Source organism: Streptomyces sp. NPDC021080 (assembly GCF_044333225.1).
In the GTDB taxonomy this organism is placed as follows: Bacteria; Actinomycetota; Actinomycetes; order Streptomycetales; family Streptomycetaceae; genus Streptomyces.
Map to the genome: position 1 here is coordinate 168408 of NZ_JBIRQM010000016.1, position 14919 is coordinate 183326.

Genomic DNA, 14919 nt, shown 5'->3' on the forward strand with positions numbered 1-14919 from the left:
GCGCCCGACCGTCCCAGGAGGCTGCATTGCACCGGTCCGCCAGCGAACCCAAGGCCACCAGCAGGCACAGACGCGCGCGCAGGGCCGCAGGAGCCGTCGCCTCGGCGGCGCTGCTGCTGCCGCTGCTCGGCGCGGCTCCGTCGAGTTCCGTCGAAGAGGCGCCCACGACCGAGCTGCAGCGGGCCTTCGCCGCCGCGGCCGCCGAGTACCACGTTCCGCAGAGCGTGCTGCTGGCCGTTTCCTATCTGCAGTCCCGCTGGGACACACACGCCGGTGCCCCGAGCGTCACCGGCGGCTACGGCCCCATGCACCTGACCGACGCCCGCACGGCGATCGCCGCGAGCCCGCATCACAGCGACGGCACGGAGGACGCCCGCGGCGACAGCTCGCGCTCGACCCTCCTGCCCGACACACAGGTGCCCACGGACTCCGAGCTCCCGGCCCGGCTCAAGACACTGACGAAGGCCGCCGGTCTCACCGGGCTGCCGGCGGAGCGGCTGCGCACCGACGCGGCGGCGAACGTCGCGGGCGGCGCCGCGCTCCTGGCCGCCGCGCAGCGCGACCTCGGCGAGCCCCTGAGCGAGGACGCCGCCGACTGGTACGGAGCGGTGGCGCGTTTCTCGGGAGCGGACGACAGCACCACCGCGGCGACCTACGCCGACGACGCGTACGCCGTGATGCGCTCCGGTGAGCGGCGCACCACGGACGCCGGCCAGCAGGTGACACTCGCCGCACAGCCCGGAGTCAGCCCCGACACCGCGCAGCTGCGCCGCGCGGGACTGCGGACCGCCTCCGACGACGGCACGGAATGCCCGCGGACCGTGTCCTGCGAGTGGATCCCGGCCCCGTACGCGGAGTTCGGCGACGGCGACTACGGCAACCACGACCTGGGCGACCGGCCCGCTTCGCAGAGCATCAAGTACATCGTCATCCATGACACGGAAGGCACCTGGGACGGTGTGCTGAACCTCGTCCAGGACCCGACCTATGTGTCGTGGAACTACACCCTGCGCTCGACCGACGGGCACATCGCCCAGCATGTGAAGGCCAAGGACGTGGCCTGGCACGCGGGCAACTGGTACATCAACGCGAAGTCGATCGGCCTGGAGCACGAGGGCTTCCTGACCGCGCCCGACACCTGGTACACCGAGGAGATGTACCGGGCCTCCGCCCGCCTGGTGCGGTACCTCGCCCGGAAGTACGACATCCCGCTGGACCGGCAGCACATCCTCGGGCACGAGAACGTCCCCGGCCCCACGACCTCCACGATCCCGGGCATGCACACGGACCCGGGTCCGTACTGGGACTGGCAGCACTACTTCACCCTGCTCGGACACCCCTTCCACCGCACGTACGGCAAGAGCGGCGACCTGGTGACCGTCCTGCCCGACTTCGACACGAACCAACCGGTGTACACGGGCTGCGTCACCAAGGGCGAACCCTGCGCCGCGCACGGCTCCGGCGAGGTGCGCCTGTACTCCCAGCCGGACGAGAGTTCGCCGCTGATCCAGGACATCGGCCTGTACCCGAAGGGCGACGCCTCGACGACCGGTGTGAACGACGTCGCCTCGCGTGTCTCGACCGGCCAGCGGTACGCGCTCGCCGGAAGGGAGGGCGACTGGACGGCGATCTGGTACCTCGGCCAGAAGGCCTGGTTCAAGAACCCCCGCAAGCAGCCGACCGCGGTGAGTGCCTCGGGTCCGGCCGTGACGCCCAAGGAGGGTCTGGCGGAGATCCCGGTGTACGGCAGGGCGTACCCGGAGAAGGAGGCGTACCCGGCGGGGGTCCCCGTCCAGGCGGTCTCCCCCCTGCCCTACAAGATCCTCGCAGGCCAGCGCTACGCGGCCGGTGACAAGGTGCCCGGCGAGTACTTCTACGCGCCGACCTTCGACACGACGCCGCACCGGGTCGTGATCGGCACGGACATGTACTACGAGATCCAGTTCGGGCACCGGGTGGAGTTCGTGCGGGCGGCGGACGTGGACCTGGTTCCGTAGATCGTCCGGCGGTCCGGGCGCCGGGTCCGCGCGGAGCGGGCCCGGCGTCCGGACGGCACAGGACAATGACACCGGCAACCGGCCAGGGAGAGTGCCGTCGAGGACAGGTTCGGCCGCGACCGGGCCAGTTAACGACATGTAACCGCCTGCCCGCTCTCCGTGCGCTGTGATGGGCCGTTCACGAACACGGCACACCCTGGGGCAGGCATGGGCAACTTCGTCAAAGAGACTTCACCGCGGTCGGTCGGTGCGGCGGTCCCGCAGCGATGCGAGTGCGGTGGCACACCGCGCAACGACGCGCCCGCGGGGGCCGAGGAAAGGTTTCGGGGTCTGCTGGAGGCGGCGCCCGACGCCATGGTCATCGTCGACGACACCGGAACCATCAGACTCGTCAACGCCCAGACCGAAGCCCTCTTCGGCTACACCCGCGAGGAGCTGCTGGGCCGCCCCGTGGAGCTCCTGGTCCCGGGCCGCTTCCGGGCCCACCACACCTTCCACCGCAACGGGTACGCCGACAACCGCCAGGTCCGCCCGATGGGCGCCGGGCTCGAACTCCACGGCCTGCGCAAGGACGGCACCGAGTTCCCGGTCGAGATCAGCCTCAGCCCGCTGGAGACCGCCGACGGACTCCTCGTCTCCGCCGCCGTCCGCGACGTCAGCGACCGCAAGGCCGCTGAGGAAAGGTTTCGGGGTCTGCTGGAGGCGGCACCCGACGCCATGGTCATCGTCGACGACACCGGCACGATCAAACTCGTCAACGCCCAGACCGAAGCCCTCTTCGGCTACCGGCGCGAGGAACTCCTCGGTCACCCCGTCGAACTCCTCGTACCCGGCCGCTTCCGGGCCCACCACCACAATCACCGCAAGGGCTACTCCGACAACCGCCAGGTCCGCCCGATGGGCGCCGGGCTCGAACTCCACGGCCTGCGCAAGGACGGCACCGAGTTCCCGGTCGAGATCAGCCTCAGCCCGCTGGAGACCGCCGACGGACTCCTCGTCTCCGCCGCCGTCCGCGACGTCAGCGACCGCAAGCGCGCCGAGGCCCGGATCAACGAACTGGCCGGACTCGTCGAGTCCTCGCAGGACGCGATCCTCGCCAAGACCCTGGACGGTCACATCACCTACTGGAACGCGGCGGCACAGCGGCTGTACGGCTACTCACGGGCCGAGGCGATGGGCAGGCACGTCTCCCTGCTCGCGACCACCGAGCGGCGCGGCGAGATCGACATGCTCCTCGAACGGCTGCGCAGCGGAGAGAAGGTCGAGCATTTCGAGACCCTGCGGCTGACCCGCTCCGGCGCCCTGCTGGACGTGGACATCACGCTGTGGCCCACCCGGGACGCGGACGGCACGGTGATCGGCGCGTGCGCCATCGTCCGGGACATCAGCGACCGCAAGAAGGCCGAGGCGGAGCTGACGTTCCTGTACGAGCAGCAGCGGCACATCGCCCTCACGCTCCAGCGCAGCCTCATGGGCACCCCGCCCGCCATCCCCGGTCTGACCACCGCGAGCCGCTACCGGCCCGCCACGCAGGGAGCGGGGGTGGGCGGTGACTGGTTCGACCTGATCCCGCTGGGAGCCGGCCGGGTCGGGGTGCTGATCGGCGATGTGATGGGCCGCGGCCTGGACGCCGCCGCCGTGATGGGCCAACTGCGGTCGGCCGCGCACGCCCTGGCCAAGACCGGTATGCAGCCCCGCCAGTTGATGCAGGCCCTGGAGGCCGTCGTCGGCGATCTGGACGTGCCCGACCAGCTCGTGACCTGCTGCTACCTGGTCATCTCCGCCGACGCGGGCGAGGTGACGGTCTGCTCGGCCGGGCACCTGCCGACCCTGGTGGCCACACCCGGCGCCGGCGCCCGGCCGCTCCCCGCGCCGGTGAACGCGCCGCTCGGTGTCGGCGGCATCCTCTACGAGCAGGCGACCTCGCTGATCCCGCCCGGGGCGACGCTCGTCCTGTACACCGACGGTCTGATCGAGACGCCCGGCAGCGACATCGAGGACCAGCTCACCGAGCTCACCACCACCCTCACGGACCTGTTCGCCGCCGCACCCGATCTGGAGGACGCCGCCGACCACGTGCTGTCCGCCCTGCTGCCGGACAGCGACGGGCACAACGACGACGTCACGCTGCTGCTCACCCGGCTCCCCGACGGCCCCCTGGCCACCGTCAACACCGATCTGCCCGCGGTGCCCGAATCGGTCCCGGAGGGCCGCGCCTTCCTCAGCAAGGCACTGACCGCCTGGGACTGCGCTCCCGCCGCGGACGACGCCCGGCTGCTGCTCTCCGAGATCCTCACCAACGCCGTGCAGCACGCCCAGGGGCCCATCAGCCTGCACCTGTGCCGCACGGCGACCGATCTGACCGTGGAGATCAGCGACCGCAGCCCGCATCTGCCGCAGCCCCGGACGGCCGACGAGGACGAGGAGTCGGGGCGGGGCCTGATCCTGGTCCGCGCGCTCGCCGACAGTTGGGGCGTGCGTCCCACCGACGCGGGCAAGACGACCTGGTTCACCCTCAAGCTGTGACGCCGGGCGGGGTGTTCGGCCTCAGCCCTGCTGGAACAGTTCCGCCGGGAGCGGCTTCAGGAGAGCGTAGAGATCGTCCGTGATCGGACGGTCCCAGGCGGCGATGGTCACCAGGACGTTGTCGCTGCGGTCGAACTGGACGCAGGAGATGCGGGTCTCGGAGAGCTTCAGCCGGCGCACGATCATGAGGTTGTCGCCCTGCATCACCGGCATGTCCTCGGTCCCGGTGACGGTCACCTCCTCGTTGTTCTCCAGCGCGATCAGCAGCTGGGCCACCTCGAAGGGGACCTCGCCCTCGGCGACGTCCCGGGCCTGGGAACCCTCGGGCAGATTGCCGATGATCATCGCGGGACCGCGGCCGCCGAACAGGTCGTAGCGCAGGAAGACGCCCTGGCAGGTGCCGTCGGGCGCGGGCAGCAGACCCGCGCCGAGATTGCCGGGCCAGTCACCCGGATCCATGGCCAGAACATCGAAGTCGGGCCCGGCGGGCGTGGCGCTGCGGCGGCGGAGGAAGGACATGTCGCAATGGTACGTGCACGGGCGCGTACCGGGCCCCACGGGCGCCGTACGCACCGGGCCCACGCGGTCTGCGCACCTGGCCTGCGCACGCCGTGCGCACGGGCCCACGAGGGCCGCGCGTACCCGGACCACGGGGGCGGCACCCACCCGGCCCACGGGGCCGTGCGCACCCCGGCCGCGGAGGCGTCGGTGCGAGTCCGCGGGGCGGCCCGGCGGCGTCAGGGCGCGGCCTGGTCCCCCAGTGCCGCCGCGAGCCCTCTGCGGTCGGTGCCGACCTTGCGGTAGACCGCCGACAGGATCCGGGTGACGGCGTGCTCGTCGATGTGCAGTTCCTCGGCGATCTGGGCCGGGGTCCGGTCCCGCGCGGTGAGGGAGGCGGCGGTGCGCTCGCGGGCGGTGAGGGCGTCCGTCTCGGTGCTGTGCAGCCGGCGCGGCCGCAGTCCCGCCGAGGCCAGCTCGTCGCGGGCGTCCTCGATCAGCCCGTCGGCACCGCACTGGACCGCCGCGTCGAGGCCGCGGTACAGGTGCTCGGCGGCCTGACCGGGGCGTCCGGCGCGGTGCAGTTCGGTGCCCAGGGCGACCAGGGAGCAGGCCAGTTCGTAGGCGGCCGGGGACCGCTCCAGATGGGCGACGGACTCTTCGAGGAGCCGGACACGGTCCGGTCCGGGCGAGACCTCGGCGGCGACCCGCAGGGCCTGGCCGATGGTGGAGGGGGCGCCGTACTGGCGGGCGCGGTTCACCGCTTCGAGTGCCGTGGCGACGGCGCGCTCGGGGGACGCGTGGCTCTGGGCGCGGGCGAGGTGGAGCTGCCAGGGGCACCAGGCGGGGTTGCGCATGCCGCGCACGTCGAGGCGCCGGCCGGCGGACGTGAGCTCGGCGGCGGCGTTCTCGGTGAGGCCGCGGGCGAGCAGCAGTTCGCCGTAGACGGTCTGGGCGTCGGGGAAGGTCACGGCGGCCGAGAAGGGTGCGTGGAAGGCGTAGGCCTCGCCGGTGCGCGCGGCCTCCTCGACCTGGCCCCGGGCGAGCAGGACCTGGATGAGGGTGCCCACGGCGTACCAGTGGACGGGTGTGCCGGGTCCGACGCGTTCGGCGAGCCGGAGGCCCGCGCGGACGAAGTCCTCGGCCTCGGCGAGACGACCGCGGCGGAAGCGGACGTATCCGAGGATCGTGTAGCCGAACGAGAGGTGGGCGCCGTGCCAGCCCTGGGATTCGAAGTCGGCGATCCCGGTGGCGAAGAGTTCTTCGGTCCGGCCCGGCCGGTCGGCGTACATGAAGGTCATGGCGACCAGGACCGGGACCTCGAAGCCGCGGTCGGCCTCGGCCCAGCCGAGGCCGCCGGCCAGGGCGCGCTCGGCGTGCTGGAGGGCCACGGCGGCGGGTTCGCCGCGCAGGGTGGCGTCCCAGGCGCGCAGCCCGATCACATAGCGCTCGGTGAGGTCGTGGCCGGTGAGCCGGTCGGCGAGGCGGGCGAGCCGGCGGGAGCGGGCGGGCGAGTCGGGTTCGTCGGCGCGGAAGGCGTCCCACATGAACTGCTCGGACTGCATGCGCAGGCGTACCCGGGCGTCGCCGGTGACCGGGATCTCGCGGGCGAGGGTCTCGGAGGCCTCGGCGAGGCGGTCGCTGTGCGCGAGCACCTGGGAGAGGCGGTAGACGATGTTGTGGCGCAGCTCGGGGTCGGTGATCGGTTCCTCGAGGGCGGCACGCAGATGGTTGACCGTGTTCGTCGGCTCGGTGAGCAGGGACGCGCAGCCCAGTTCGTACAGGACGGCGGCGCGGTCCTCGAAGGGCGGCGGTTCGCGCAGGGCGCGCGCGAGATAGCTGCGGGCCGCTTCGGGGGCTCCGGCGCGCTGGGTCTCGCGGGCCGCGGCGCGCAGCTGCTGGACGATCCAGGTGTCGCCGTCCGGGTGGGTCTCCATGAGGTGGCGGGCGGCGGCGGCCGGGCCGAGGCCCTCGTCGATCACGCACCAGGCGGCCTGGCCGTGCAGGGCGACGCGGACGCTGCCGGGGATGTCGCGGTAGACGGCGGTGGCGATCAACGGGTGGACGAATTCGAGGGGGTCGGCTCCGGTCAGGATGCGGGCGGAGCGCAGGGCGTCCGCCGCGTCCGCGGCCTCCTCGGAGCCGAGGCCCGCGACGGCGGCGGCGAGGGCCGGGCGGATCTCGGTGCCGAGCACGGCGCAGGCCCAGGCGAAGCGGACGGTCGCGGTGCCGAGGCGTTCGAGGCGGGCGACGATGCCGTTGCCCTTGACGGCGGCGGCGAGGTCGCGCAGGAGGTGCGCTCCGTCCTCGGTCGGGGTGAGGCCGCGGTCGAGGACCTTGGCGGTCAGCTCGACGGCCTCGAACGGGTTGCCCGCGGTGACCGTCCAGCACTCGTGGCAGAACGCGTCGTCGGCCTGGGTGCCGAGATCTTCCCGGACGAGCCGGGCGACGGCGGCGGCGCTGAGCGGTTCGAGGCCGATGGGGCGTTGTCCGGCGCGGCCGGGCAGTCCCCTGAACGCCTCGGCGTGTTCGGGGAGTTCGTCGGGGCGGTAGGCGACGACGAGCAGCAGGGGGAGCTGCTCGGCGCGGGGCGCGAACGCGGCGAGCCAGCTGAGCGATTCGGCGTCGGCCCAGTGCGCGTCGTCCAGGAGGAGCACCATGGGGGCGCGCTGCACGGCGAGGTGGGTGAGCACCCAGTCGAGTCCGGCGCGCAGGCCCTGCTGGTCGGGCGGAGCGCCTTCGGACGGGGCGCAGAGACCGAGCGCGGGACCGACGATGGCGTACCAACTGCCCAGGGAGGCGCGGAGTTCGGCTTCGGAGAATCCGGCGAGCTGGGGCTGCAGGAGCTGTCGGGCGACGTGGAAGGCGACGCGTTGTTCCTGTTCTCCGCCGCGCGCGCTCAGCACGGTGCAGCTCTTGGCCGCGGAGCGCCTTCTGACCTCGCCGAGGAGGGTGGTCTTGCCGATTCCGGCGCGTCCGGCGAAGGCGAGGAGCGCGCCGCGGGGCCGGCCCGGTGGCTCGCCGGGTTCCCGGCGCAGGCCGACCAGGTCGCTCAACGCCTCGTCCGCGGCGGAGAGTTCACTCTCGCGCTCGAAGAGCGTCCGACGGCTACGAAGGCTGCGTTGCCCCATGATCACCCCCTGCCACGAGCGCGCGTCCGCGCGGGGAGCGGATGCGCACCGTGACCTTCAGGCACCTCAGAGTACGCCCCGATCAGCCACGGGGCAGCCCGTTCGGGTGCTCCTGGTCGGAACCTCTTCCGCGGCGACGGGACCGCGGGAGGACCGGACGGCGGGCGGCCTCCCCGGGCGCGGGGACCCGGGCCGCCGCCCCTTCCTCACGCGGGGAGGGGCGGGACGGGGCCCGGTGACCGTCGGTTCAGGTCAGGTCGAACTCCCCCTCGCGGGCCCCCGATACGAACGCTCCCCACTCCGCGGGCGTGAAGATCAGGGAAGGGCTCTGCGGGCGGCCACTGTTGCGCATCGCGATGAAGCCCTCGACGAAGGCGATCTGGACATCTCCCCGCCCTCGGCTGCTGGACTGCCAGTCGGCGTTGCTGAGGTCCAGCTCCGGCTTGTCCCAGCCCTTGAGCGGGTGCTGCTCGATGGTGCTCTCGGCCACGTCCTGCTCCTCCCGGTTCGTCGTCCGCGGCCAGCCTAGCGATCGGCCCGTGCCGCGCACAGGCCATGTGAGGGGGACGGCTTCAGGAGCTGGGCGGCGTGGCGCCGACCAGCCACATCGAGAAGAACTGGGATCCGCCGCCGTAGGCGTGGCCGAGCACCCGGCGAGCCCCGTCGACCTGGTGTTCTCCGGCCTGGCCGCGCACCTGGAGGGCCGCTTCGGCGAAGCGGATCATGCCGGAGGCGCCGATCGGGTTGGTGGAGAGGACACCGCCCGACATGTTGACGGGCAGGTCGCCCTCCAGTTCGGTCACGCCCGACTCGGTGAGTTTCCATCCCTCGCCCTCGTCGGCGAAGCCGAGGTTCTCCAGCCACATGGGCTCGTACCAGGAGAACGGCACGTACATCTCGACGGCGTCGATGTCGCGGCGGGGGTCCGCGATCCCGGCCTGGCGGTACACGTCGGCCGCGCAGTCCTTGCCGGCCTGCGGGGAGACGAAGTCCTTGCCGGCGAAGAGGGTCGGTTCGCTGCGCATCGCGCCGCCGTGCATCCAGGCGGGCGGGCGCGGTGAACGAGCGGCTCCCGCGCGGTCGGTGAGGATCATCGCGCAGGCCCCGTCGGAGGAGGGGCAGGTCTCCGAGTAGCGGATCGGGTCCCAGAGCATGGGCGAGGCCTGGACCTTCTCCAGGGTGATGTCGTGTTCGTGGAGGTGCGCGTAGGGGTTCTTCAGCGCGTTGCGGCGGTCCTTGTACGCGACGAGCGAGCCGACGGTGTCGGGGGCGCCGGTGCGCCGCATGTAGGCGCGCACGTGCGGCGCGAAGAAGCCGCCCGCACCGGCGAGCAGCGGCTGCTGGAAGGGGATGGGCAGGGACAGGCCCCACATGGCGTTGGATTCGGACTGCTTTTCGTAGGCGAGGGTGAGGACCGTCCGGTGGACGCGGCCGGCGACGAGGTTGGTGGCGACGAGCGCCGTCGATCCGCCGACGGAGCCCGCCGTGTGCACCCGGAGCATCGGTTTGCCGGTCGCGCCGAGCGCGTCCGCCAGGTACAGCTCGGGCATCATGACGCCCTCGAAGAAGTCGGGCGCCTTGCCGATGACGACGGCGTCGATGTCGGCCCACGTCAACTCGGCGTCGGTCAGTGCGCGCCCGGCGGCCTCGCGGACGAGTCCCGCGATGGACACGTCCCGGCGTGCCGCCACGTGCTTGGTCTGGCCGATGCCCACGACGGCCACGGGCTCCTTGCTCATCGGGCGTCCCCTTCGAGTACGGCGACCAGGTTCTGCTGGAGGCAGGGGCCGGAGGTGGCGTGGGCGAGTGCCCGGTCGGACTCCCCGCGGTGGACGCGTGCGGCGGCCTCGCCGATGCGGATGAGCCCCGCCGCCATGATCGGGTTGGCGGCGAGGGCGCCTCCCGAGGGGTTGACGCGCACGCTGTCGTCGAGCCGCAGCGCCTTGCGCAGGACGACTTCCTGGGAGCTGAAGGGGGCGTGCAACTCGGCTGTGTCGACGGTGGGGGCACCTCCCATGCCCTTAAGGCCATGGGGGAGTTCGAAGGCTCCGGCGCGTTCGGCGGCCAGCCGGGTGGAGGGCGAGTCGGTCAGGTCGCGCACGCCGAGGGCGTGGGGCTCGATGCGGTGGTCGATGCCCCGGATCCAGGCGGGCCGCTCGCACAGGTCGCGGGCCCGGTCCCCGGCGGCGAGGATCACGGCGGCGGCGCCGTCGCCGACGGGCGGGCAGTCGCCGGTGCGCAGGGGTCGTACGAGATAGTCGCCCTGTGGCACCGGACCGCGCAGCTGGGCGTGGGAGTTGGTGTTCGCGGAGGTCCGGCTGCGGGCGGCGACGGAGGCGAGTTCCGCCTCGTCGGTCTCGCCCGCGTCGATGAGCGCCCGCGCCTGGAGCGCGGCGAGGGCCACCGAGTCGGGCCACAGCGGGGCCAGGTAGTACGGGTCCAACTGCCGTGTCAGGACGTCGCGTACGGAGCCGGGCGAGGACTTGCCGTAGGAGTAGACGAGCGCGGTGTCGGCGTCGCCGGTGAGCAGTTTGGTCCAGGCCTCGTACAGCGCCCAGGCGCCGTCCATCTCGACGTGCGACTCGGAGATCGGCGGCCAGGCGCCGACGCCGTCGAGCGCCATGGTGAAGGAGAAGGCGCGGCCGGCGAGATAGTCGGTGGAGCCGGAGCAGGTGAAGCCGATGTCACCGGCCCGCAGGCCCGTTCGGCCCTGGACCTCGTGCAGGACCGGGAGGAGCATCTCCACCTCGGAGAGCTCGTCGGAGGTGCGCCGGTGGTCGCTCTGCGCGAACGCGACGACGGCGATGTCCCTGAGGGGCTCCATCTACAGCATCTCCTTGTACGTCTCGTAGTCCGCGTCCGGTTCTCCGGTGGGCCGGTAGTGGTCGGGGTGGCGGCCGCCCTTCGACCACACGGGCTCCACGCGCAGGCCCATGCGGACCTCGTCGTAGGGGATGCCGCCGATCCGGCCGTGCAGCGCGAGGTCCGCCCCGTCGAGGGCGATGTGCGCGTAGACGTACGGGACTTCGATGTCGAGGTTCTTCGCCTTGATGTTGACGATGCAGTACGTGGTGACGGTGCCGCGCGGACCGACCTCGACCTGTTCGGAGGTGGCCACCCCGCAGGTGGGGCAGGCTCCCCTGGACGGGACGTACACCTTGCGGCAGGAGGGGCAGCGTTCGCCGACGGTCCGCCGCTCGGCGAGACCCGCGATGTAGGCGGTCTGGGCGCGGCCCGGCGCGTAGACGTAGTCGAGTCGTGCGGGGGCGACGATTCCGGTGACCATGTCCTCGAACCGGCCGTCATGGGCGGCGGGTTCGGCGGGTTCGGCGGGTTCGGCGCCGGGGCCGTCGTACGGCTCGAAGCAGGCGATGTCGGTGATCGCGCCGGAGCGCTCGGGGGCCCAGCGGACGCGGACGCGCATCCCGGTGCGCACGGCGTCGGGGCCCGGGGCGTCGAGGGCGTGCAGCAGGGCGGTGTCGGCGCCGTCGAGCCTGACCAGCACCCAGGCGAAGGGCGTGGTGAGGGGCTGACCACGGCGGGGTTCGTGGTTCCAGGCCCAGGTGGTGACGGTGCCGGTGGGGGCGACCTCGACGAGGTCGCGTATCTCCTCGGCGGTGACGGGGTCGTACTCGACGGGCGGGACGAGGGTGCGTCCGTCGGTGGTCCGTACGCCGAGGACGACCTGTTCGCGCAGGCCCGTGAGGAAGGCGCTCTGCACGGGTCCGAGCGAGCGGGTGAAGGGGAACTCGACGACGAGGGGGGCCTTGAGGACTTCGGGCATCCCGGATCTCTCCTTCCAACGGCCGGACGGCCCCCGCCCGCTGGGCGGACGGGGCACGTCCGGGGCCGGGCGCGCGGGTCAGGCGCGCCGGTAGACGGGCGGGCGCTTCTCGGCGAAGGCGCGGGAGCCTTCCTTGGCGTCGGCGGTGTCGAAGACCGGCCAGCCACGCCGCAGTTCGGCGGCGAGCCCGTCGGTCTCGGTCAGCTCGGCGGTCTCGTACACGGACGCCTTGACGGCTTCGACGGCGAGCGGACCGCAGGCGTTGATCTGCTCCGCGACGGCGAGCGCCCTGTCCAGCGCCGTGCCGTCGGGCACCACATGGCCGATCAGTCCGATGTCCGCGGCCTCCTGGGCGGTGTACGGGCGTCCCGTGAGCAGCATTTCGAGGGCGTGGGTGCGCGGGATCTGGCGTTGCAGCCGCACCGTCGAGCCGCCGATCGGGAAGAGTCCGCGTCTGACCTCGAAGAGCCCGAAGGTCGCGGAGGCGCCCGCGACCCGGATGTCGGTGCCCTGGAGGATCTCGGTGCCGCCCGCGACGCAGTGCCCCTCGACGGCCGCGATCACCGGTTTGCGGGGGCGGTGGTGGCGCAGCATGGCCTTCCAGTGCAGATCGGGGTCGGCCTTGAGGCGGTCCCGGTACTGTTCGCCCTCCATGCCCTTGCCGGCCAGCGCCTTGAGGTCCATCCCTGCGCAGAAGGCGCCGCCGGCGCCGGTGAGCACGATCGAGCGGATCGCGTCGTCCTCGTCGGCCTCGATCCAGCCGTCGTACAGGCCGACCAGCATCGGCAGCGAGAGCGCGTTCCTGGCTTCGGGCCTGTTGAGCGTGAGCACCAGTGTGGCGCCTTCGCGTTGCACGGTGAGGTGTTCGGTCCCACCCATGGGCGTCCTCCCGTCTCGGATGCGAGAACAGGTTGCAGGAGGCGTCCGGCCAGTACAAGGGTTTTCTGACAGACAGTCAGATTTCTTGTGCCGGGACCCTTCACACTTGGGTCGGGCTTTGCTCTGATGACCGTCGGGTCCGGGGCGGACACGCTCCGGGGCACACGGCCACGGACGTGCACGGTCAGGAGGAACGGTGGAGTACAACCTTGCCGACCTGTTCGAGTCGGTCGTCGACGTGGTCCCGGACCGCGAGGCCCTCGTGTACATCGACCACCCGGGCACGGGTGCGGAACGCCGTCTGACGTACGCGCAGCTGGACGCGGCCGCGAACCGTGTCGCACACCATCTGATCGACAGCGGGATCCGCCCCGGCGAGCACCTCGGGCTCCATCTGTACAACGGCGTCGAGTACCTCCAGACGGTACTGGCCTGCCTGAAGGCGCGGATCGTGCCGGTCAACGTCAACTACCGCTATGTAGAGGAGGAGTTGGCGTATCTCTACCAGGACGCGGATCTCGTGGCGCTGGTCTTCGACGCGGAGTTCACCGGCCGGGTCACGGCGGCACGCCCGCGGGCGCCGCGGCTGCGCCATCTCGTCCGCGTGGGGGCCGCCCTGCCCGCGGCGGACGCGGTCGGCACCGGGAGCGCGACGGACACGGTCGGCAGCGGGAGCGCCGGGAGCGCGGCGGACGTGACGAGCGCCGGAGGCTCGCAGGGCGCCCTCGGCACGCCGGACGTGGTGGAGTTCGGCGACGCCGAGGCCGCCGGTTCGCCCCTGCGCGGATTCCCCCCGCGTTCGGCGGACGACCAGTTCATCATCTACACCGGCGGCACGACGGGGATGCCGAAGGGCGTGATGTGGCGACAGGAGGACCTCTTCTTCGCCGGTCTCGGCGGCGGCGCGCCGACCGGCGATCCGGTCACGAAGCCGCAGGAACTCGCCGAGCGCGTCGCGGCCGGCGGTGCCGGGATCACCTTCTTCCCCACTCCCCCGCTGATGCACGGCACGTCGACGCTCACCGCCTTCATCGCCTTCAACTTCGGCCAGCGTGTGGTGCTCCACCGCAAGTTCGCGCCGGAGGAAGTGCTGCGGACGATCGAGAAGGAGAAGGTGACCAGTGTGTCGCTGGTCGGCGACGCGATGCTGCGGCCCCTGATCGACGCGCTGAACGGCCCCTTGAAGGGCACCGACTGTTCGGCCCTGTTCAGTGTCTCCTCGTCCGGCGCGATCATGTCGGACACCGTGCGCGAACAGTTCCAGGCACTGGTCCCGAACGTGATGCTCCTCAACAACTTCGGCTCCTCGGAGTCCGGCTTCAACGGCACCGCCACCGCCGACTCCGGCCCCGAGCGCGGCTTCCGGATCCGCGTCAACGCCCGCACACAGGTGGTGGATCCGGTGACGTACGAGCCGGTCGCGGTCGGCGAGCCGGGACGGGTCGCGCAGCGCGGCCATGTGCCCCTCGGCTACTACAACGACCCGAAGAAGACCGCCGAGACGTTCTTCCGCAAGGGTGACGAGCGCTGGGTGCTCCTCGGCGACATGGCCACGATCGACGAGGAGGGCGTCGTCGTCGTGCTCGGCCGCGGCTCGCAGTGCATCAACACCGGCGGCGAGAAGGTCTATCCCGAAGAGGTCGAACAGGCTTTGAAATCGCATCCGGACGTGTACGACGCGCTGGTCACCGGAGTGCCCGACCCGAAGTGGGGCAACCACGTGGCGGCCGTCGTCCAGCTCCGCGCGGGCGCGCCGCGGCCGTCCCTCGACGACATCCAGACGCACTGCCGCGCCCGGCTGGCCGGGTACAAGATCCCGCGCCGGCTGGTCGTCACGGACTCCATCCAGCGGTCGCCGAGCGGCAAGGCCGACTACCGGTGGGCGCGGGAGGTGGCGGCGGCGGACCGGTAGGCGCCACCGGCGTCAACCGGGTGATCCTGGCGACGTACTCTGTGCGCGGTCGGCCCCCCGCCTTGAACGAGAGGTGGCGGCCGGCCGTATGGGGGATGACGGAACAGCCTCCGTCGCACCAGCACCGGGTTACGTACGGAAGGACCTTCGGGTGTCGCACCACACGCCTCCTCGTCAACTGCCGGATGCCGA

Annotated in this window: 10 protein-coding genes; 3 read left to right on the top strand and 7 right to left on the bottom strand. The window is 72.1% G+C overall.

Features of this window, described 5'->3' with window-relative positions:
* Positions 1 to 26 precede the first annotated feature (26 nt).
* Entirely contained in the window at positions 27 to 1997 is a 1971-nt protein-coding gene (locus ACH4S8_RS33960) for an N-acetylmuramoyl-L-alanine amidase (protein ID WP_398401007.1), read from the top strand.
* A 207-nt stretch (positions 1998 to 2204) separates the two neighbouring features.
* Positions 2205 to 4523 carry a PAS domain S-box protein gene (locus tag ACH4S8_RS33965; RefSeq protein ID WP_398401009.1) on the top strand — a complete coding sequence of 773 codons (2319 nt, stop codon included), beginning with the start codon at positions 2205 to 2207 and terminating at the stop codon, positions 4521 to 4523.
* A gap of 21 nt (positions 4524 to 4544) precedes the next feature.
* On the opposite strand, the gene ACH4S8_RS33970 is transcribed toward ACH4S8_RS33965, so the two are convergent.
* The 7 genes from ACH4S8_RS33970 to ACH4S8_RS34000 form a co-directional block, all read right to left on the bottom strand.
* A complete protein-coding gene (locus tag ACH4S8_RS33970) occupies positions 4545 to 5042 on the bottom strand; it encodes a hypothetical protein (RefSeq protein ID WP_398401011.1) in 498 nt (165 codons plus the stop codon).
* 218 nt (positions 5043 to 5260) lie between these two features.
* Complete coding sequence (locus tag ACH4S8_RS33975; protein WP_398401013.1) at positions 5261 to 8152, bottom strand: ATP-binding protein; 2892 nt, start codon at positions 8150 to 8152, stop codon at positions 5261 to 5263.
* Positions 8153 to 8399: 247 nt separating this feature from the next.
* On the bottom strand, positions 8400 to 8642 hold the full coding sequence (locus tag ACH4S8_RS33980; RefSeq protein WP_398401015.1) for a DUF397 domain-containing protein: 243 nt from the start codon (positions 8640 to 8642) through the stop codon (positions 8400 to 8402).
* 82 nt (positions 8643 to 8724) lie between these two features.
* A complete protein-coding gene (locus ACH4S8_RS33985; protein ID WP_398401017.1) occupies positions 8725 to 9891 on the bottom strand; it encodes a thiolase domain-containing protein in 1167 nt (388 codons plus the stop codon).
* Positions 9888 to 10976: a thiolase domain-containing protein gene (locus ACH4S8_RS33990; protein ID WP_398401019.1), complete on the bottom strand. Its 1089-nt coding sequence runs from the start codon at positions 10974 to 10976 to the stop codon at positions 9888 to 9890. Before ACH4S8_RS33990 ends, ACH4S8_RS33985 begins: the two co-directional genes overlap by 4 nt.
* Complete coding sequence (locus ACH4S8_RS33995; protein ID WP_398401021.1) at positions 10977 to 11936, bottom strand: Zn-ribbon domain-containing OB-fold protein; 960 nt, start codon at positions 11934 to 11936, stop codon at positions 10977 to 10979.
* 78 nt (positions 11937 to 12014) lie between these two features.
* Positions 12015 to 12815, bottom strand: a complete 801-nt coding sequence (locus ACH4S8_RS34000; RefSeq protein WP_398401023.1) for a crotonase/enoyl-CoA hydratase family protein — start codon at positions 12813 to 12815, stop codon at positions 12015 to 12017.
* A 196-nt stretch (positions 12816 to 13011) separates the two neighbouring features.
* On the opposite strand from ACH4S8_RS34000, the gene ACH4S8_RS34005 reads away from it, so the two are divergent.
* Positions 13012 to 14727 carry an acyl-CoA synthetase gene (locus tag ACH4S8_RS34005; RefSeq protein WP_398401025.1) on the top strand — a complete coding sequence of 572 codons (1716 nt, stop codon included), beginning with the start codon at positions 13012 to 13014 and terminating at the stop codon, positions 14725 to 14727.
* Positions 14728 to 14919: the final 192 nt, after the last annotated feature.